Origin of the sequence: Lonsdalea britannica, assembly GCF_946477055.1 — a bacterium.
GTDB classification, from domain to species: Bacteria; Pseudomonadota; Gammaproteobacteria; order Enterobacterales; family Enterobacteriaceae; genus Lonsdalea; species Lonsdalea britannica_A.
On record NZ_CAMKXG010000045.1, the window covers coordinates 1 to 17,674 of the forward strand.

Sequence of the window (17,674 nt, forward strand, 5' to 3'; positions counted from 1 at the left end):
CCGACCGTGATGGTGCGAGGCTGTACGACGTTGGCCGCCGTGATCATGTCATAGTTGTTTTGATGATTGGCGATGTAGATACAGTCGCCGTAGCGAGAAACATCCTCAGGAAGGCGAATGTCGACCTTCAGGCCGAACAACCTCGAAAGCCGCCCAAACATACGACCAAACGTCGATACGTGCCGCGGGTTTTTCGGGCTGAATAAACAGTAGATAAAGCCAAACAGACAAATCAGGATAGCGGACACTATCACGACCACAAAACGAAGAAGAAATACCATAACAACCTCATTAGCCAACTGCCGCCGGTAGTATAGCGGCTTCCTTCCAAAACACACGGCGAACCTTGCTTCCGAATGTATCCAATATTCAGCCTGCACGCCGCGGTCAGAAGTACAACTTAAAAACGCCTTATCCCCCGGTGAAACACACCGACAGATAAGGCGTCCGTCATTTCAGCCGCGGTCGCCCGCGGCGCTGATAATACGCGCGAATCAGGCGTCGCCGCTCTTATCGGCGGGGGCCTGCGGAGACACAACCTCTACGCGATCCACTCGTTGCAGACCGCGAGGCAACAGCGTGCCTTTACGGCCGCGTTCCGCACGGAATTTCTGCAAATCTTCCGGCCGCAGGGTCAGCTTGCGTTTACCCACATACAGCGTCACGGAAGAGGTCGACGTGATGATAAACAACCAGCCGATCTTGTCTTCACCGCTGGCCGCCTGAGCGGCAGGGATAGAAACGATTTTGTTGCCCTTTCCTTTCGACAGCTGCGGCAGATCTGCCACAGGGAAGAGCAGCATTCGCCCGGCGGCGGTGATGGTCAGCAGCAAATCGTCGTCGCTCTGTACGCTGAGCGGCGGCATGACCTTCGCGTTGTTCGGCAACGTCAGTACGCTCTTCCCGACGCGGTTGCGCGCCACCAGATCGCTAAAGGTACACACGAAGCCGTATCCGGCGTCGGAAGACAGCAGCAGTTTCTGGTCGTCCGCCGCCATCAGCACCTGCTCCACCGTCGCGCCCGGCGGCGGCGTCAGCTTGCCGGTCAGCGGCTCGCCTTGTCCTCTGGCCGAAGGCAACGTCAGCGGGTCGATCGCATAGCTCCGCCCGGTGGTGTCGATAAAGACCACCGGCTGGTTGCTCTTCCCACGCGCAGCGGCGCGGAACGTATCGCCAGCGCGATAACTCAGCCCGGCGGGATCGATATCATGGCCTTTGGCGCTGCGCACCCAGCCCATTTCGGACAGCACAATCGTCACCGGTTCGGACGGCAGCAGATCGTGCTCATTCATCGCCTTCGCTTCGCCACGTTCATGCAGCGGCGAACGGCGATCGTCGCCATACGCCTTGGCGTCGGCTTCAATCTCTTTTTTCAGCAGCGTGTTGAGTTTGCGCTCGGAGGCCAGCAGCGCCTGCAGCTGATCGCGCTCTTTCGCCAAGTCGTCCTGCTCGCCGCGGATTTTCATCTCTTCCAGCTTGGCGAGGTGACGCAGTTTCAGCTCCAGAATCGCTTCCGCCTGCGTTTCGCTCAGGCTGAACTGCTTCATCAATACCGGCTTGGGTTCGTCTTCGGTACGGATGATGTGGATCACTTCATCGATATTCAGGAACGCAACCAGCAGACCTTCCAGAATATGCAGGCGCTTGAGCACCTTCTCCAGCCGGTAGTTCAGTCGACGACGGACGGTAGCGCGTCGGAAGACCAGCCACTCGGTCAGAATCTCACGCAGCCCTTTGACGCTGGGGCGAGAATCCAGACCGATCATGTTCATGTTGATGCGGTAGCTTTTTTCCAGATCGGTGGTGACGAACAGGTGGTTCATCACCATCTCCAGATCGACACGGTTCGAGCGGGGAACCAGCACCAGACGCGTAGGATTTTCGTGATCCGACTCATCCCGCAGGTCTTCCAGCATCGGCAGCTTCTTGGCGCGCATCTGGCTGGCGATCTGCTCCAGCACCTTGGCGCCCGACACCTGATGGGGCAACGCGGTGATAACGGCGGAGCCATCTTCTTTTTTCCATACCGCGCGCATGCGGACAGAGCCGCGACCGGTTCGGTACATCTTGCGCAGCTCTTCGCGCGGCGTGATGATTTCCGCCTCTGTCGGGAAGTCCGGTCCCTGAACTCGTTCCAGCAGCTCGTCCAGCGTCGCGTCCGGGTTGTCGATCAGCGCGACCGTCGCGGCGGCGACTTCACGTACGTTGTGCGGAGGAATATCCGTCGCCATCCCGACGGCGATGCCGGTGGTGCCGTTCAGCAGCACGTTCGGCAGTCGAGCCGGCAACATTTTCGGCTCCTGCATCGTGCCGTCGAAGTTCGGCGTGTAATCCACCGTGCCCTGACCCAACTCGCCCAGCAGTACTTCGGCGTACTTGGACAGGCGGGATTCAGTGTAACGCATCGCGGCGAAGGACTTCGGATCGTCCGGCGCCCCCCAGTTTCCCTGGCCGTCGACCAGCGGATAGCGATAGGAGAACGGCTGGGCCATCAGCACCATCGCTTCATAACAGGCGCTGTCGCCGTGCGGATGGTATTTACCCAGCACGTCGCCGACGGTACGAGCGGATTTCTTGAATTTGGCGCTGGCGTTCAATCCCAGCTCCGACATCGCATAGACGATGCGGCGCTGAACCGGCTTCAGGCCGTCGCCAATAAACGGCAGCGCCCTATCCATGATGACGTACATGGAATAGTTGAGATAGGCGTTCTCTGTAAACGTGTGCAGCGCAAGGCGTTCTGCGCCATCATGAGTCAATTCACTCATTCATTATCCTTAAACCGTGGCGTTGGCTGTCTAAAAACAGATCAACCCCGTCAGTGTGATAGAAGCTGCCCGCGATAGTACCGCAACTTGTGGCTGACTGTCACAGTGCCCGATACGGCCGCTGCATGGGGCGTTTCTCTGTGATTGTTGCTGTTCAGTCAAGAGTGTTGTGCGCCATCGCACATTTTTCTCCCCGACGCCGCTGAGTACACTGTCTCTCTATTCATTTACGACTCATCGAAGGTGAGATATCGGCTATGCACAACATTCTGCTTATCAATGCGGGCAAGGCTTTTGCCCATTCCAAAGGACAGTTGAACGACACGATGTCAGACGTGGCGGCCAGCTTCCTGCGCGAAAAAGGCTATGACGTCCGCGTTATCAAGATAGACGATGGTTACGATATCCAGCAGGAAGTCCAAAATTACCTGTGGGCCGACACCATCATCTATCAGATGCCCGGCTGGTGGATGGGCGCACCGTGGACGCTGAAAAAGTATATCGATGAAGTCTTTACCGAAGGTCACGGCTCGCTGTATGCCAGCGACGGCCGCACCCGTTCAGACGACAGCAAAAAGTATGGCTCAGGCGGCCTGCTGCAAGGCAAAACCTATATGCTGTCCCTGACCTGGAACGCACCGCTGGAAGCCTTCACCGACAAAGACCAGTTCTTCCACGGCGTCGGCGTGGATGGCGTCTACCTGCCGTTCCACAAAGCCAACGAGTTCATCGGACTGGCTGCGCTCCCGACGTTCATCTGTAACGACGTGATCAAACAGCCGGATATCGATGGCGACATCGCCCGTTACCGCGAACATCTGGAAAAAATCTTCGACTAACCCTCATCGGCGTAGCCCTCGCTCCTGTGTCCAGGTTATAGCGGGTGCTGCGCCATCTCTTCACTCAGAAAATCAAGAAAGCAGGCGATTCTTCCCGCTAACTGGTGCGTACGGTAATACACTGCATTCACCGGCAGGCGCATATCGACCGTGTGCTCCGGCAGAATCTGCACTAACCGCCCCGCCGCGACGTCCTCGCAGGTCATAAAGTCGGACAGCCGGGTAATTCCCTCTCCCCGCAGCGCCAGTTGGCGCAGCATCTCGCCGTTAGACGCCGAAATGGTCGGCGTGATCGTAAAGAACTCTCCGCCCGCATGCCGCAGCGGCCATTGATTCAGGCTTTCTGACTGCGTGAACCCCAGCAGAGTATGCTCATTCAGCGCTTCCACTGAACGCGGCATGCCATGCCGCCGAACATAGTCCGGGCTAGCCAGAACTCTTACCTGACTGGCGCCGAGCCGTCGAGCGTGAATCGTCGAATCCCTCAGCGCACCGATGCGGATAGCGATATCGGTATGCTGTTCGAGCAGGTCGATAAAGACATCATCCGTATTCAGCTCCAGGACGATATGCGGATAACGGCGGCGAAATTCGGGGATGAGAGGAACGATCACGTGCTGCATAAAGGTGGTTGCGGCATTAATTCGCAAACGGCCGCAGGGCTGCTCGCGGGATAGCGCCAGCGCCTCTTCCGCATGCTCGACCGCCTGAATGACGCCGCGCGCATGCACTAAAAACAGCTGGCCCTCTTCGGACAAGACCAGCCGTCGCGTCGTACGATGCAGCAGCGTCACGCCCAGCTTGTTCTCCAGTCGGCTTAACGCCCGGCTGATACCGGATGTGGTTTGCCCCAGTTGGTCGGCGGCGGCGGTAAAGGAACCGCTGTCCGCCACCACAACAAACGCCTGCATTTCTTCCAGCGTAACTTTCATCGACGTATCACTGCGTTTAGCCGTTAGACCTCAATTTCCGCTTCATCGCCTTTCTCCTGCAGCCAGTTGCGGCGATCTTCCGAGCGCTTCTTCGCCAGCAGCATATCCATCGTCGCCATCGTCTTTTCAACATCGTCTTCGCCGATGGTCAACTGCACCAGACGGCGCGTGTTCGGGTCCAGCGTTGTCTCACGCAGCTGCAGCGGGTTCATTTCGCCCAACCCTTTGAAACGCTGGACGTTGGGTTTGCCTTTTTTGCGTTTTAGACGATCCAGAATGCTGTTCTTTTCCTCTTCATCCAGCGCGTAATGCACTTCTTTGCCGAGGTCGATACGGTACAGCGGCGGCATCGCCACATACACATGTCCCCCCGCGACCAGCGAACGGAAGTGTCGGACAAACAGCGCGCACAGCAGCGTGGCGATATGCAGACCATCCGAGTCGGCATCCGCCAGAATGCACACTTTACCGTAACGCAGCTGGCTCAGATCTTCGCTATCCGGATCGATGCCGATCGCCACGGAGATATCGTGAACTTCCTGCGACGCCAGCACCTCGTCGGAAGAGACTTCCCAGGTATTCAGGATCTTGCCTTTCAGCGGCATAATCGCCTGATATTCACGGTCACGCGCCTGTTTGGCAGAGCCGCCCGCGGAGTCCCCTTCCACCAGAAACAGTTCGGTTTTATTCAGATCCTGCGCCGTACAGTCCGCCAGCTTGCCCGGCAGCGCCGGTCCGCTGGTCAGCTTTTTACGCACCACTTTCTTCGCGGCGCGCAGACGTCGCTGGGCGCTGGAGATCGCCATTTCCGCCAGCTGCTCGGCCGCCTGAACGTTTTGGTTCAGCCACAGGCTGAAAGCGTCTTTGACGACGCCGGAAACGAAGCCTGCACATTGGCGTGACGACAAACGCTCTTTGGTCTGCCCGGCGAACTGTGGATCCTGCATTTTCACGGACAGGACATAGGCGCAGCGCTCCCAGATATCATCCGCGCTCAGCTTCACACCGCGCGGCAAAATGTTGCGGAATTCGCAAAACTCGCGCATGGCGTCCAACAGTCCCTGACGCAGGCCGTTGACGTGCGTACCACCCTGCAGGGTCGGGATCAGGTTAACGTAGCTTTCCGTCAGCAGCTCTCCGCCTTCCGGCAACCACAGTAACGCCCACTCCACCGCTTCGCTCTCGCCCGTGATGGCGCCGGTGAACGGTTTCTCCGGCAGCGTCGGCAGGCCGTTGACCGCTTCGCAAAGATAGTCGTTCAGCCCGTCCTGATAGCACCAGCGCTGCTCGGTCTTATTAACGCCGTCTTTGAAGATGATTTCCACGCCCGGGCACAGCACCGCTTTGGCTTTCAGCAGATGCGTCAGTCGGGAAACGGAGAAGCGCGGGCTGTCGAAGAAGCTGCCGTCAGGCCAGAAGTGAACGCGCGTACCGGTGTTGCGGCGACCGCAGGTGCCGGTGACCGTCAGATCTTGCACTTTGTCGCCGTTCTCAAACGCCATATCGTAGACTTCGCCGCCGCGGCGGACGGTCACTTCGACACGCGTGGACAAGGCGTTGACCACCGAGATCCCCACGCCGTGCAAGCCGCCGGAGAACTGATAGCTTTTGTTGGAGAATTTGCCGCCTGCATGCAGACGACACAGGATCAGCTCGACCGCAGGCACCCCTTCTTCCGGGTGGATATCGACCGGCATTCCGCGGCCGTCGTCAATGACTTCGAGCGATTGATCGGCATGCAGAATCACCTCGATGCGACGAGCATGACCGGCCAGCGCTTCATCGACGCTGTTATCGATCACTTCTTGTCCCAGGTGGTTCGGGCGGGAGGTATCCGTGTACATACCTGGACGACGGCGCACCGGCTCCAGTCCGCTGAGGACTTCAATGGCGTCAGCGTTATAACTTGATTGTGTCATGGTTTGAATGAGTTAAGTCGTTGTTTGAAATGATATGACGTCGTGCAACCGGCACTCGGATGACGGGCCCCCTGCGCTGTTGCTCCGGCCCGTTCACCGCCATCAACGTCATGGCAGTCAGCGCCTGGTCAGCCCCAGAAAATCAACGATAGGCGCAAAAAAGTGCTCAAATCCCATAAACGCGTGATTGCCGCCGGACTCCACCGTCTGACGACAGGCGGTGTAATAGGCCACGGCCTGCCGGTAGTCCAGGAGCTCATCGCCGGTTTGCAGCAGGCACCAAAGCAGATCCGGGGATTCCAGCGGTTCGACCTGCATGGTTTTAAGATCGTAAACGTGCCGAGACTCTAGCACATATTGTTCATCGGTGTAGGGATTGTGCTGAGGCCCTAAATGATCGATCAACAGCTCGAACGGCCTGACGGCGGGGTTCACCACCACCGCAGGCAGCAGGAAGCATTGGGACAACCAGGTGGCGTAATATCCGCCCAGCGAGGAACCCACAATGCCCAGCGGCCGACCGGCGCGCTCCATGACCAGATTCTCCATCAGCTCCGCCGCTTCCGCCGGATAGGCGGGCAGTTGGGGAACGATCATGTCGATGTCGGGATGGTGTTCGGCTAACCATTGGCCCAGCGCCGTCGCCTTCGCCGAATAGGGCGAACTGTTGAAACCGTGGAGATAAAGCAAGGTAGGCATCAGTAACCGTCCGAATCCATATCAGGCAAAAAGGCATTGCCTTCCAGACGAACCACCTGCGTTTCAACGCCGCCGTCCGGCAATAATTCCAGATAACGCCAGCCGGGAGCGACGCTGTCTATCGTGAAGTTGGTGCAATGCGGCTTGAACTGCACGCAGGTGGAGGGCGTCGCCAGCAGGCGTCGACCGTGCCAGTCCAGATCCAGTTCCTGATGAATATGCCCGCAAAGCACCGTGTTGACGTTGGGGTAGCGGGACAGGACGGCATCGAGACTGTGAGCGTTGCGCAGGCTGTGTTGGTCAAGCCAGGTACAGCCCGAAGGCAAGGGGTGATGGTGCAACATCAGCAGGGTATAGCGTTCGGGATGGCTGCTCAGTATCCGTTCCAGCCACTCCAGTTGATACTCGCTCAGCTCGCCATGCGGTACGCCGAACACCTGGCTGTCCAGCAAGATCACCTGCCAGTTTTCCCCTAGCAGCACATGCTTGGAGGGTGCGATGCCGGCCAGCGCCAGCGCATCCACCATCGCCGGTTGGAAGTCGTGATTGCCGGGTAGCCAGACGCAGGGGGCGTCAAAGCGGCGGATCCCCTCAGCGAAGTGTTCATACGCCGCCAGCGAATGGTCCTGAGCCAAATCGCCCGTGGCGGTGATCAAGTCGACGTCGTGTTGCCGTGCGGCGATAGCCTCCAGCACCGCGTGGTAACTGCGGTAGGTATCCACACCAAGCAGGGTTTCCTGCTTGCCAGCAAACAGGTGGGTATCTGTTATCTGTAAAATCCTGATTCTGGCCCCACGCGCCACAGGAAGTGTCAACAGGCTTTCCAAATGGTGTCCTTGGTCTGTGAAATCTGCCTAATAAACCGGAACCGACATCGAACCATACGCTAAACAGTATTTTAGCCAATCAGCGAGGAACTGATTGATTTGATGCTTTTCGTCACGTTGGTGTAGCTTTTTATTGGGATAATCATAACGTGCCTTAAAGCGAAAGATCTGCTGACTGGAACACACTTCCGCGACCATCGCATCGTGGTAGAGGCGCACAACCAGCGTCGGCAGGCTCCAGTAGCTTACCGCTGGCGCAATCTGTTGGATCTCCACCAGCGAGGTGTAGCGGGTAGACTCAAGAATCGTTAAACGATAGCGAGCCTGCTGCACGTGATACTCCACTTTTTCACCCACTTCATCCTGACGCGGCAGCAGACGGCGCAACTGTGCGAAGTTCATTTCGCACAACCGCATCATTTCGGGAAAGTCGGGAGTATAACGTTTCATCAATTCAGTCCACCCACTCAGTTTTCAGTTTTTCATGGTGCAACGCCAGCCATTGCAAGGCAATGACAGAGGCCGCGTTATCAATCACTCCCTCTTCGACCCAGCGATAGCTCTGTTCGCGGCTGACCACCTGAACGCGAATGTCTTCGTTTTCCTCGGCCAGCCCATGCACGCCCTGTGCGGTACGGGTATCCACTTCTCCCACCATAATGGTCAGGCGCTCGCTGGTGCCGCCCGGACTGGCCAGATAGCTGAGCACTTCGCGGCAATGTCCGACAGTCAGACCCGCTTCTTCCTGCGCTTCACGCCGCGCGACGTCTTCATGGCTTTCGCCGGGATCAATAATGCCAGCGACAAGCTCAAACAGCCACGGCGAATCACTGGTATCGTAGGCGGCAATACGAATCTGTTCAATCAACACCACTTCGTCCCGCACCGGGTCGTACGGCAGCAACACGACCGCATGACCGCGTTCGAGAATCTCACGGCTGACTTCGCCGCTCATACCGCCCTTGAACAGTCGATGGCGATAACGGTATCGGTCCAGCGAAAAAAAACCTTTGTACAGCGTTTCACGTGCAATAATTTCAACATCGTCTTTGGTAAAGGTGAAGGGACGAGTCTTTGAAGACGCCATCTTTGTACTCCTGTGATATGTCTCGTAATCTCAGTGTATATTGCTGCTGGGGATGTTGGCCGGAGTCACCGGCGATTGAAACGATATTGACCCAAACCTGACGCCCGACGTGACCGTCAAGACAGACGAAACCGTCAAAAACGAAGAATGTATGTTCAGCGCCTTTTGGCCGCACCGAACGCATCAACGGGGATTTTCCCCACTTTATGACGGTCGATAAAATGCGTCAGGGCGCGGATGTCGCCGCAGGATGGCACATTCAGCCACCTCATCTTATTGTAAGATTCTGCTAGAATCGGCAACTAATCGTCTTCAGATGGCGCTACCATAGCAACTTTGCTGCACAACAAGGAATGCAAATGAAGAAATTGCTCCCTCTTCTTATCGGCTTGGGTCTGAGCGGCTTCAGCTTCATGAGTCAGGCGGAAGATCTGTTACAGATTTATCAGCAGGCTAAAACGACAAACCCCGATTTACGCAGTTCTGCAGCGACTCGTGACGCCGCCTTTGAGAAAATCAACGAAGCGCGTTCTCCCTTGTTGCCGCAGCTTGGTCTGGGTGCGGATTATACCTACACCAGCGGTTTCCGTGACAGCAAAGACGTGAATAACAACGTGAAGAGCGCTTCGCTGCAACTGACTCAAACCCTGTTCGATATGTCCAAATGGCGCGCGCTGACGCTGCAGGAAAAACAAGCCGGCATCGAAGACGTCACCTATCAGACCGCGCAGCAAACGCTGTTGCTGAACTCCGCCACCGCCTATTTCAACGTGCTGCGAGCGATTGATTCGCTGTCGTATGTCACCGCCCAGAAAGCCTCTATTTATCGCGAACTGGATCAAACCACTCAGCGCTATAACGTCGGTCTGGTCGCCATTACCGATGTGCAGAACGCCCGTGCGCAGTACGACAGCGTGCTGGCTAGCGAAGTCACCGCCCGCAATGCGCTGGACAACTATATGGAAGTCCTGCGTCAGGTCACCGGCAACGTTTATCCGGAACTGGCCAGCGTGAATACCGCCAACTTCGCCGCTCAAAAACCCGAGCCTATCAATACGCTGATGAAAACGGCGGAAAGCCGCAACCTGAGCCTGCTGTCTTCTCGTCTCAGCCAGGACCTGGCCCGCGAGCAAATTCGCTCAGCGCAGACCGGCTACATGCCGACGCTGGATTTATCCGCCTCTAGCGGCGTCAGCAATACTCGTTATTCCGGATCTCGCGCGTCGGGAGGCAGCTACAACGACAGCGATATCGGACAGCATCAGGTCGGCCTGAGCTTCAACCTGCCACTGTATAGCGGGGGCGCGACCAACTCTCAGGTTAAACAGGCGCAGCATAGCTATGTGGCCGCCAGCGAAGATCTGGAGAGCGCGCACCGCAGCATGATTCAGACGCTGCGTTCGTCTCACAACAACATTGCCGCGTCCATCAGCAGCATCGCCGCCTATAAGCAGGCCGTCGTGTCCGCGCAAAGTTCTTTGGACGCAATGGAAGCGGGCTATCAGGTCGGGACACGTACCATCGTTGACGTGCTTGACGCAACAACGACGCTGTATAACGCGAAGCAGCAGCTATCCAGCGCACGTTACGACTACCTGATTAACGAGCTGAACTTGAAATATGCGCTGGGAACGTTGAACGAAAACGATCTGCGCGCGCTGAACGCCACGTTGGGCAAACCGGTATCGACGACGCCGGCACCGACCGCGGACGACAGTACCCGGACCGTTTTCGCCGCCGGCAACTGATCGCTTTTTGCAACGTCTGACAGGATGCGGCGCGAGCGTGCTCTCGCCGCATCACTTAATGACGGCTCCCCTCGTCGCAAATTTCTTTTAGCGTGAGAATTTCTTTCAGCGCGAATTGTATAGCTGCGTAAAAAAGCCCACGCCCACCCGGGCCTCGCTTTTAAAACCCAAGCCGTTCACCTATTCTACAAACCTTTACTGTTATGTTGGGCAAGATGCCCTTTTCCTCGGGAAGACACCACACAATGAAAAGAACACGTAACATCAACTATGATCGCTTCCGTAAAAGCTGGCGTCGCTTTCCTCTGGCGCCGCTGACGTTGGCCATTGGCTCCATACTTATGCTGGCTGGCTGCGAAAAGACGGATGAAACCGTGTCCCTCTATCAGAATGCAGACGACTGTACTCGCGCTAACCCGTCCATGAAGGACCAGTGCACCACAACCTATAACAACGCACTGAAAGAAGCCGAGAAGACCGCGCCGAAGTACCGGAGTCAGGAAGACTGTGTTGCTGAATTCGGCGAAGCGCAGTGTACGCAGACGCCCGCGACCACCGCATCGAATCAAAACTCACCGGCCCAGGCCGGTATGACGGCGCAGCCGCATGAAAGCGGCAGCTTCTGGATGCCTTTGATGGCGGGCTATATGATGGGCCGCATGATGGGCGGCGGCGGATATGCCCAGCAGCCGCTGTTCAGCCCGCGTTCCGCGGCCAGCCCGGCTAACGGTCAGTTTGTCGACGCGAGCGGCAAAAGCTATGGCAGCGCGGCTACCGGCCGCACGATCACCGTGCCTAAAACCGCGATGACGCCAAAACCCGCGACCACCACCACGACGATGCGTGGCGGCTTCGGCGAGTCCATTAACAGACAACAGCAGCAGCTGAGAAAAGAGCGAGAGAACTCCTCTTCCCGCTCGGGTTCAAGTTACCGTAGCCACAGTTCTATGGGTGGGTAAGGCTCAGACATAATGAAAAGAATCGCGATAGCGGAACGCCCTGACTGGCGTGAAAAAGCCGCCGAATTCGGCTTCAATTTCCACACGATGTATGACGAACCCTACTGGTGCGAAAACGCTTACTATCAGTTCACGCTGGCCCAGATCGAAGAGCTGGAGTCTACAACGGAAGAACTGAACCAAATGTGCCTGCAGGTAGTGGACAAAGTCGTCAACAGCGAAGCGCTGCTGACCCGATTTCGTATCCCCAAACACACCTGGGATTTCGTGCGTGAATCGTGGAAAAGCCAGCAGCCCGCGCTGTATTCCCGACTGGACCTGGTCTATGACGGCGTCAATCCTGCGAAGCTGCTGGAAAACAACGCCGACACGCCCACCTCGCTTTACGAAGCGGCATTCTTCCAATGGGGATGGCTGGAAGATCAGATCAACGCCGGAAAACTGCCGCAAAACGCCGATCAGTTCAACAGCATTCAGGAACAGCTGATTGAGCGCTTCGCCGAGCTGCGTCAGCAGCATGGCTTCGGACTGCTGCACTTCACCTGCTGTCAGGACACCGAGGAAGATCGCGGCACTGTACAATATCTGCAGGATTGCGCAGAGGAAGCCGGCATCGCGACGGATTTTCTCTACATCGACGAAATCGGTCTGGGTGAGCGCGGCCAGTTCACCGATCCGCAAGATCAGGTCATCAGTAATCTGTTCAAGCTCTATCCGTGGGAATTCATGCTCCGGGAGACGTTTTCCACCAAGCTGGCGGATGCCGGGGTGCGCTGGCTGGAGCCCGGATGGAAGAGCATTATCTCCAATAAGGCGCTGCTGCCGCTGCTTTGGCAGATGTTCCCCAATCATCCGAACCTGCTTCCCGCCTATTTTGCGGAAGACGAACATCCGGCAATGGAAAACTATGTCGTGAAACCGCTGTTTTCACGTGAAGGCGCGAACATCGACATCGTCCAGAACGGTCAGAAAATCGCCTCTGCCGACGGTCCCTACGGCGAAGAGGGCAACATCGTGCAGCAGTATCATCCGCTGCCGAAATTCGGCGACAGCTACACGCTGATCGGCAGCTGGCTGGTCGGCGACAAAGCCTGCGGCATCGGCTTACGGGAAGACACCTCGTTGATTACACAGGATTTATCGCGTTTTTATCCGCACATCATTCTGGATTAACGCCCTTGCAGACGGCGGCTCCCGCGCCGTCTGCGTTCCCGCTTTTTTACCCACCGCTTTCATGTTCTCAGCAAGAAAATCATTTTCTCCCTTTTATTCTCCCTTTGAAAACGTCTCCATTTGGTTAAATATCTCATCCAGCCGCAGTAAAAATCATTGATGACTCGATTCATCTCGATGGGGCTATTTTCATTTTTTGATGGAATTGAACACAAGGGACGATCATGAAAAAAACGCTAGTGATGGCACTCCTGTTGGGTCTTCATACAACGTCGTACGCACAAAACGAACCCGCCGCGCAGGAAACGACACCCCACTCTTTAGCGCAGGAAATCACTCAGGAAGAACAGCAGCTTAAAGCATTGAGAGAAAAAGCGGAAAACGGCAGCGAAGAAGACCGACATCAGCTTACCGATCAGCTGCTTCGCAGTAACTGGCCGCCATACCGAGCAGAAGGGATCGAGTGGTTGAAGCAGGAAGCGGACGCCAACGACGTGCGGGCGCAATTTCGACTGAGCAAGATTTACCTTGGCAGAATGCCCAATGAAAACGATCCGGTAAGCGGGCTGATTTACCTGAAAAAGTCGGCTGAAGCCGGTTTTGCACCCGCACAGCTGATGATATCTGTCGTGTTGAGCAAACATCCGCAGCTGCCGAGAGATTTTGAGCAGGCCAGGCTGTGGGCGGAAAAAGCCTTAAACAACCCGGACGCCACGCCGCAGTTGAAAGAGGGCGCAGACAAAATGATCGCGTTTATTGATGGACACCTGGCCCCCTAAAATCGACATAACCTAGCGGGAAGGAACGCAGAACCGCTTACTCGGCGCCCCTGCGTTCAATAGCATCAGCCCACTTGCACCGACAGCATGCTGAGAGAGCCCATTTCGATACCGTCGATCAGTATCGACACCGGCTCTTTATCCCGTCGGCTGCCTAACACATACAGCAGCGGCAGGAAGTGATCCGGGGACGGATTTGCCAGCGCCGCATCCGGGTGCTGCATGAAGTTCACCAGCGGATGATCGTCGCCGCAGTAAGTCAGGTTGTCGCGAACAAACTGGTTAAAGGTGCTCGCCCAGGGATACGGCGTCGTATCCCCTTCCCACTTCACCTGACGCAGGTTGTGGACCACGTTGCCGCTGGCGACAATCATCACCCCCTGATCGCGCAGCGCGGATAAACGCTGCCCCAGCTGGTAGTGATACTCCGCCGACTGCGTACCATCGACGCTCAGCTGCACCACGGGGATCTCCGCCTGCGGGAACGCCTTGATTAAGACGCCCCAGCTGCCGTGATCCAGCCCCCATTCGCGTTCGTCGAGATGCACCTTTACCGGCGCCAGCAGTTGCTGAATCTGCCGGGCAAGCGCCGGAGATCCCGGAGCCGGATATTGGATATCGAAAAGCGCCTGTGGAAAACCGCCGAAATCATGGATCGTGCGCGGCGCATCCATCGCCGTCACCGCGGTGCCGCGGGTAAACCAATGGGCGGAAACGGCCACTATCGCCTTCGGCCGGGGCAACGTTTTGCCCAGTGTCCGCCAGGTCTCCGTATAAATATTGTCTTCCAGCACGTTCATCGGGCTACCATGACCGAGGAAAAGTGCGGGCATCCGGGAAACGTTCATAACAGTACCTTTGGTTAGCGTGGAAATAGCGTGAGTGCATAACCGGTACTCTACGCCCCAGACCGAGGGAAAACAGTCGGATAACCATGACCAAAAGCGTCAAAAAATTTGAATTAATACCGTCACAAGAGAGGCATCAGAAGGGAGATAGCAGACGTAAAAAAACCGGCGCATTGCATCAGCAACACGCCGGTCGAAAGTGAGGGAGTTGACCGTTAAGCCGGGTTCTGTCGTGGACAGTCATTCATCTAGGCCAGCAATCGCTCACTGGCTCAAGCAGCCTACCCGGGTTCAGTACGGGCCGTACCATGTGAACCCCTATTTGGCCTTGCTCCGGGTGGAGTTTACCGTGCCACGGTCTGTTGCCAGCCGCGCGGTGCGCTCTTACCGCACCCTTTCACCCTTACCTGATCCCGCTTGCGCGGGCCATCGGCGGTTTGCTCTCTGTTGCACTTGTCGTGGGCTTGCGCCCCCCAGGCGTTACCTGGCACCCTGCCCTATGGAGCCCGGACTTTCCTCCCCTCCATCTGTCTCCCCCGAAAGGGACGGCAACGAAGCGGCGACTGTCTGGTCAACTCCGGCGCGGATGATAGGGCAAATCGCCGCCCTTGTCATCCCCGTTGGCTCACTTTTCCCCGTCTTGCTCCAGCGCATGACGGTACAACGCGTTCTTTTTCACGCCGTGGATCTCGGCGGCCAGCGCTGCCGCCTTTTTCAGGGGGAGCTCAGTCTGCAGCAGCGCCAGCGTTCGCAGTGCCTCTGCGGGCAACGCGCTGTCGTCGCGGTGATACCCTTCAACGATGAGCACCATTTCGCCTTTGCGGCGGTTTTCGTCCTCCTCGACCCACGCCAGCAGCTCGGCCACCGGCGCGCCATAGATGGACTCCCAGGTTTTGGTGAGTTCACGCGCCAGCACGACATAACGCTGCGGCCCCAGCACGGCGACCATATCGCGCAGGCTATCCAGCAATCGATGTGTGGACTCGTAGTAAATCAGCGTACGCGGTTCTTCCAACATCGCCTGCAGCGTGTCTTTTCTCGCCTTGGTTTTTGCCGGAAGGAATCCTTCATAACAGAAACGGTCCGACGCCAGCCCGGCGGCGGACAGCGCGGCAATCGCCGCACACGCGCCCGGCAACGGCACGACGCGCACCCCCGCTTCACGGCACAGTCTCACCACGTGATAACCCGGATCGTTAATCAACGGCGTTCCGGCGTCTGATACCAGCGCCACGCTCATCCCACTTTGCAAACGGCTCAGCAATTGCTCTGCTTTTTGTTGTTCATTGTGATCGTGCAGTGCGAACAGCCGCGCATTAATCGCGAAATGCTGTAACAATAAACCGGTATGGCGAGTATCCTCTGCCGCAATGAGATCGACGCTTTTCAAGACGTCCAACGCGCGCTGAGTGATGTCTCCCAAGTTGCCGATAGGCGTCGGGACAATGTAAAGGGTAGAGGCAGAAATCTCTGCTTGTTGGTCTTGTTTCATTGTTTCATCCGGGTTGCCGATTTAATATTGAGCATCTCTGAATTTATCACTGGATACAGTATGCTTCCCTTACATTCTGTCCGCGCCCATACAGGCCGAGTCATTCCTGTCATGTTGGCGGCACTCTTTCTCGCGGGCTGTCCAAGCCAAGCGCCCCAAAGTCCGTCTAACCAGCAGGTGGCGGTAAAGGCCGGCGCCACATCTGATTATTACCTGCAGCAGGTGCAGCAAGGCGGGGATGATAACAAGGCTGACTGGCAATTACTTGCTATTCGTGCCCTGATCCAGGAAGGCAGGCTGCCTCAGGCCAGCGCGCAGTGGAGCGCCTTGCCCGCGTCGCTCAACGACAGACAACAGCTCGAACAGCGTCTGCTGAACGCAGAACTGGCGGTCGCCCGCAATGATATGAACGCCGCCAACAGCACGTTGTCCCAGCTGGATGTCAAAGCGCTATCCCGTCAGCAGCAAGAGCGCTACTACCAGGCATTGATTAGCGCCAATCAGGCACAGCCGTCGCTGACGCTGCTCCGCGCTTACGTCGCACAAGAACCGCAGTTGCAGGGCGATGCCCATCAGCGCAATATCGACCTGACCTGGTCCGCGCTCACGCGCCTGAGCCCACAAACTCTCAGTTCCATCGCGATCAACGCCGACGAAAATACCCTGGCGGGCTGGCTCGACCTGCTGACGACCTATCAAAGCAAAGCCGCAGCGCCCACGGAGCTGAAAACGGCGATTGCCGACTGGCAAACGCGCTATCCGCATCATCCGGCCGCTAAAACGCTGCCGACGGCGTTGACACAGCCACAGGGGACAGGGACGGATCTGTCAACCTCCGGTGGCATTGCCCTGCTGCTGCCGTTAAACGGTCAGGCTCAGGTCTATTCGAAAGCCATTCAGGCCGGTTTCAGCGCAGCGCGAGACGGCCAGTCCACGCAAAACGCGCCAGTGCCAACGCCCGCGGTCGCTCCGACGGCCTCTGCGCCGGGAGACGCGACGGCCGCTGCATCCGAAACTCAGGCGTCCACCACGCCGACACAGGAACAACCGACGACTCCAGCCACAGCGCCTGCCCCAACGTCCAGCAACGTGGCGGTGAAACTCTACGATACTACCGGCCAGCAGTTAGCCAACGTCATTGCTCAAGCCCAGAAAGACGGGGCCACCATGATTGTGGGGCCGCTGCTTAAAAATGACGTAGAGCAATTACCGGCGACCCAAACCACGTTGCAGGTACTGGCTCTCAATCAGCCGGAGCACGTCCAGCCTAGCCCGAATATCTGCTATTTCGCATTGTCACCAGAGGATGAAGCTCGGGATGCCGCGCAGTTCATTCACAGTCAGGGCAAACAGCAGCCGCTGGTTCTGGCCCCGCGCGGTAGTCTGGGCGATCGCGTTACGGCCGCTTTCGCAGCCGCCTGGCAGCAACAGGGGGGCGCCGCGCCGTTGCAGCAGCGCATCGGCGGCACCGCCGAGCTGAAGCAAGCCATCAATAACGGCGCGGGTCTTTCCCTTAGCGGCCAGCCGATTGTCACCGAAGCAGCATCATCTCAACCGCAGTCAGGCACCACCATCGGCGGCCTGAATATTCCGGCCCAGGTGCC

General features: G+C 57.3%; 15 protein-coding genes, 1 other RNA gene and 1 pseudogene. 6 read left to right on the forward strand and 11 right to left on the reverse strand.

All coding sequences use genetic code 11. From position 1 onward, the window contains the following. Both Q7O77_RS05195 and parC read right to left on the reverse strand, forming a co-directional pair. Nucleotides 1-281, reverse strand: a pseudogene (locus tag Q7O77_RS05195) (1-acyl-sn-glycerol-3-phosphate acyltransferase); the annotation flags it as partial. Between the two features lie 213 nt (nucleotides 282-494). Further along, nucleotides 495-2,768 (reverse strand): DNA topoisomerase IV subunit A, encoded by a 2,274-nt coding sequence (gene parC, locus Q7O77_RS05200; RefSeq protein ID WP_304164004.1) that lies wholly within the window; start codon nucleotides 2,766-2,768, stop codon nucleotides 495-497. A gap of 257 nt (nucleotides 2,769-3,025) precedes the next feature. Here parC and Q7O77_RS05205 point away from each other — a divergent pair, with 257 nt between their 5' ends. Continuing rightward, nucleotides 3,026-3,607, forward strand: coding sequence for an NAD(P)H-dependent oxidoreductase (locus Q7O77_RS05205; protein WP_304164006.1), 582 nt, complete (start codon nucleotides 3,026-3,028; stop codon nucleotides 3,605-3,607). A gap of 35 nt (nucleotides 3,608-3,642) precedes the next feature. Here the strand turns inward: Q7O77_RS05205 and Q7O77_RS05210 are convergent, their stop codons facing one another. From Q7O77_RS05210 to nudF, 6 genes are all read right to left on the reverse strand, one after another. Next, entirely contained in the window at nucleotides 3,643-4,539 is an 897-nt protein-coding gene (locus Q7O77_RS05210) for a LysR substrate-binding domain-containing protein (RefSeq protein WP_304164008.1), read from the reverse strand. A gap of 23 nt (nucleotides 4,540-4,562) precedes the next feature. Beyond that, nucleotides 4,563-6,458: a DNA topoisomerase IV subunit B gene (parE, locus tag Q7O77_RS05215; protein WP_304164010.1), complete on the reverse strand. Its 1,896-nt coding sequence runs from the start codon at nucleotides 6,456-6,458 to the stop codon at nucleotides 4,563-4,565. Nucleotides 6,459-6,575: 117 nt separating this feature from the next. Then, nucleotides 6,576-7,157 (reverse strand): esterase YqiA, encoded by a 582-nt coding sequence (gene yqiA / locus Q7O77_RS05220; protein ID WP_304164012.1) that lies wholly within the window; start codon nucleotides 7,155-7,157, stop codon nucleotides 6,576-6,578. Next, complete coding sequence (gene cpdA, locus Q7O77_RS05225; protein ID WP_304164014.1) at nucleotides 7,157-7,984, reverse strand: 3',5'-cyclic-AMP phosphodiesterase; 828 nt, start codon at nucleotides 7,982-7,984, stop codon at nucleotides 7,157-7,159. Before cpdA ends, yqiA begins: the two co-directional genes overlap by 1 nt. A gap of 27 nt (nucleotides 7,985-8,011) precedes the next feature. Then, a complete protein-coding gene (locus tag Q7O77_RS05230; RefSeq protein ID WP_026744045.1) occupies nucleotides 8,012-8,434 on the reverse strand; it encodes a DUF1249 family protein in 423 nt (140 codons plus the stop codon). 4 nt (nucleotides 8,435-8,438) lie between these two features. After that, complete coding sequence (gene nudF / locus Q7O77_RS05235; protein ID WP_304164018.1) at nucleotides 8,439-9,071, reverse strand: ADP-ribose diphosphatase; 633 nt, start codon at nucleotides 9,069-9,071, stop codon at nucleotides 8,439-8,441. A gap of 359 nt (nucleotides 9,072-9,430) precedes the next feature. Here nudF and tolC point away from each other — a divergent pair, with 359 nt between their 5' ends. From tolC to Q7O77_RS05255, 4 genes are all read left to right on the forward strand, one after another. Continuing rightward, nucleotides 9,431-10,819 carry an outer membrane channel protein TolC gene (gene tolC, locus Q7O77_RS05240; protein ID WP_304164020.1) on the forward strand — a complete coding sequence of 463 codons (1,389 nt, stop codon included), beginning with the start codon at nucleotides 9,431-9,433 and terminating at the stop codon, nucleotides 10,817-10,819. Nucleotides 10,820-11,064: 245 nt separating this feature from the next. Further along, nucleotides 11,065-11,778 carry a DUF1190 family protein gene (locus tag Q7O77_RS05245; RefSeq protein WP_304164022.1) on the forward strand — a complete coding sequence of 238 codons (714 nt, stop codon included), beginning with the start codon at nucleotides 11,065-11,067 and terminating at the stop codon, nucleotides 11,776-11,778. A 12-nt stretch (nucleotides 11,779-11,790) separates the two neighbouring features. Then, entirely contained in the window at nucleotides 11,791-12,951 is a 1,161-nt protein-coding gene (locus tag Q7O77_RS05250; protein ID WP_304164024.1) for a glutathionylspermidine synthase family protein, read from the forward strand. Nucleotides 12,952-13,175: 224 nt separating this feature from the next. Beyond that, entirely contained in the window at nucleotides 13,176-13,730 is a 555-nt protein-coding gene (locus tag Q7O77_RS05255; protein ID WP_304164026.1) for a tetratricopeptide repeat protein, read from the forward strand. 65 nt (nucleotides 13,731-13,795) lie between these two features. Here Q7O77_RS05255 and ygiD read toward each other — a convergent pair whose 3' ends face one another. The 3 genes from ygiD to rsmI form a co-directional block, all read right to left on the reverse strand. Beyond that, entirely contained in the window at nucleotides 13,796-14,578 is a 783-nt protein-coding gene (gene ygiD / locus Q7O77_RS05260) for a 4,5-DOPA dioxygenase extradiol (protein ID WP_304164028.1), read from the reverse strand. Between the two features lie 200 nt (nucleotides 14,579-14,778). After that, nucleotides 14,779-15,157: RNase P RNA component class A (rnpB, locus tag Q7O77_RS05265), an RNA gene on the reverse strand. Nucleotides 15,158-15,203: 46 nt separating this feature from the next. Next, the gene (gene rsmI / locus Q7O77_RS05270) at nucleotides 15,204-16,070 is read right to left on the reverse strand and encodes a 16S rRNA (cytidine(1402)-2'-O)-methyltransferase (protein ID WP_304164030.1); all 867 of its coding nucleotides are present in this window, start codon (nucleotides 16,068-16,070) and stop codon (nucleotides 15,204-15,206) included. A 60-nt stretch (nucleotides 16,071-16,130) separates the two neighbouring features. Between rsmI and Q7O77_RS05275 the strand changes: the two genes are divergently transcribed. Then, nucleotides 16,131-17,674 (forward strand): penicillin-binding protein activator (locus Q7O77_RS05275; RefSeq protein WP_304164032.1); only part of this gene is annotated, 1,544 nt, incomplete at its 3' end.

Coding starts and splice junctions, on each gene's coding strand:
- Q7O77_RS05230 (WP_026744045.1), bottom strand. CDS start 8,434: ATGAAACGTTATACTCCCGACTTTCCCGAAATGATGCGGTTGTGCGAA.
- parC (WP_304164004.1), bottom strand. CDS start 2,768: ATGAGTGAATTGACTCATGATGGCGCAGAACGCCTTGCGCTGCACACG.
- parE (WP_304164010.1), bottom strand. CDS start 6,458: ATGACACAATCAAGTTATAACGCTGACGCCATTGAAGTCCTCAGCGGA.
- ygiD (WP_304164028.1), bottom strand. CDS start 14,578: ATGAACGTTTCCCGGATGCCCGCACTTTTCCTCGGTCATGGTAGCCCG.
- Q7O77_RS05210 (WP_304164008.1), bottom strand. CDS start 4,539: ATGAAAGTTACGCTGGAAGAAATGCAGGCGTTTGTTGTGGTGGCGGAC.
- Q7O77_RS05250 (WP_304164024.1), top strand. CDS start 11,791: ATGAAAAGAATCGCGATAGCGGAACGCCCTGACTGGCGTGAAAAAGCC.
- tolC (WP_304164020.1), top strand. CDS start 9,431: ATGAAGAAATTGCTCCCTCTTCTTATCGGCTTGGGTCTGAGCGGCTTC.
- rsmI (WP_304164030.1), bottom strand. CDS start 16,070: ATGAAACAAGACCAACAAGCAGAGATTTCTGCCTCTACCCTTTACATT.
- nudF (WP_304164018.1), bottom strand. CDS start 9,071: ATGGCGTCTTCAAAGACTCGTCCCTTCACCTTTACCAAAGACGATGTT.
- Q7O77_RS05245 (WP_304164022.1), top strand. CDS start 11,065: ATGAAAAGAACACGTAACATCAACTATGATCGCTTCCGTAAAAGCTGG.
- Q7O77_RS05205 (WP_304164006.1), top strand. CDS start 3,026: ATGCACAACATTCTGCTTATCAATGCGGGCAAGGCTTTTGCCCATTCC.
- yqiA (WP_304164012.1), bottom strand. CDS start 7,157: ATGCCTACCTTGCTTTATCTCCACGGTTTCAACAGTTCGCCCTATTCG.
- Q7O77_RS05255 (WP_304164026.1), top strand. CDS start 13,176: ATGAAAAAAACGCTAGTGATGGCACTCCTGTTGGGTCTTCATACAACG.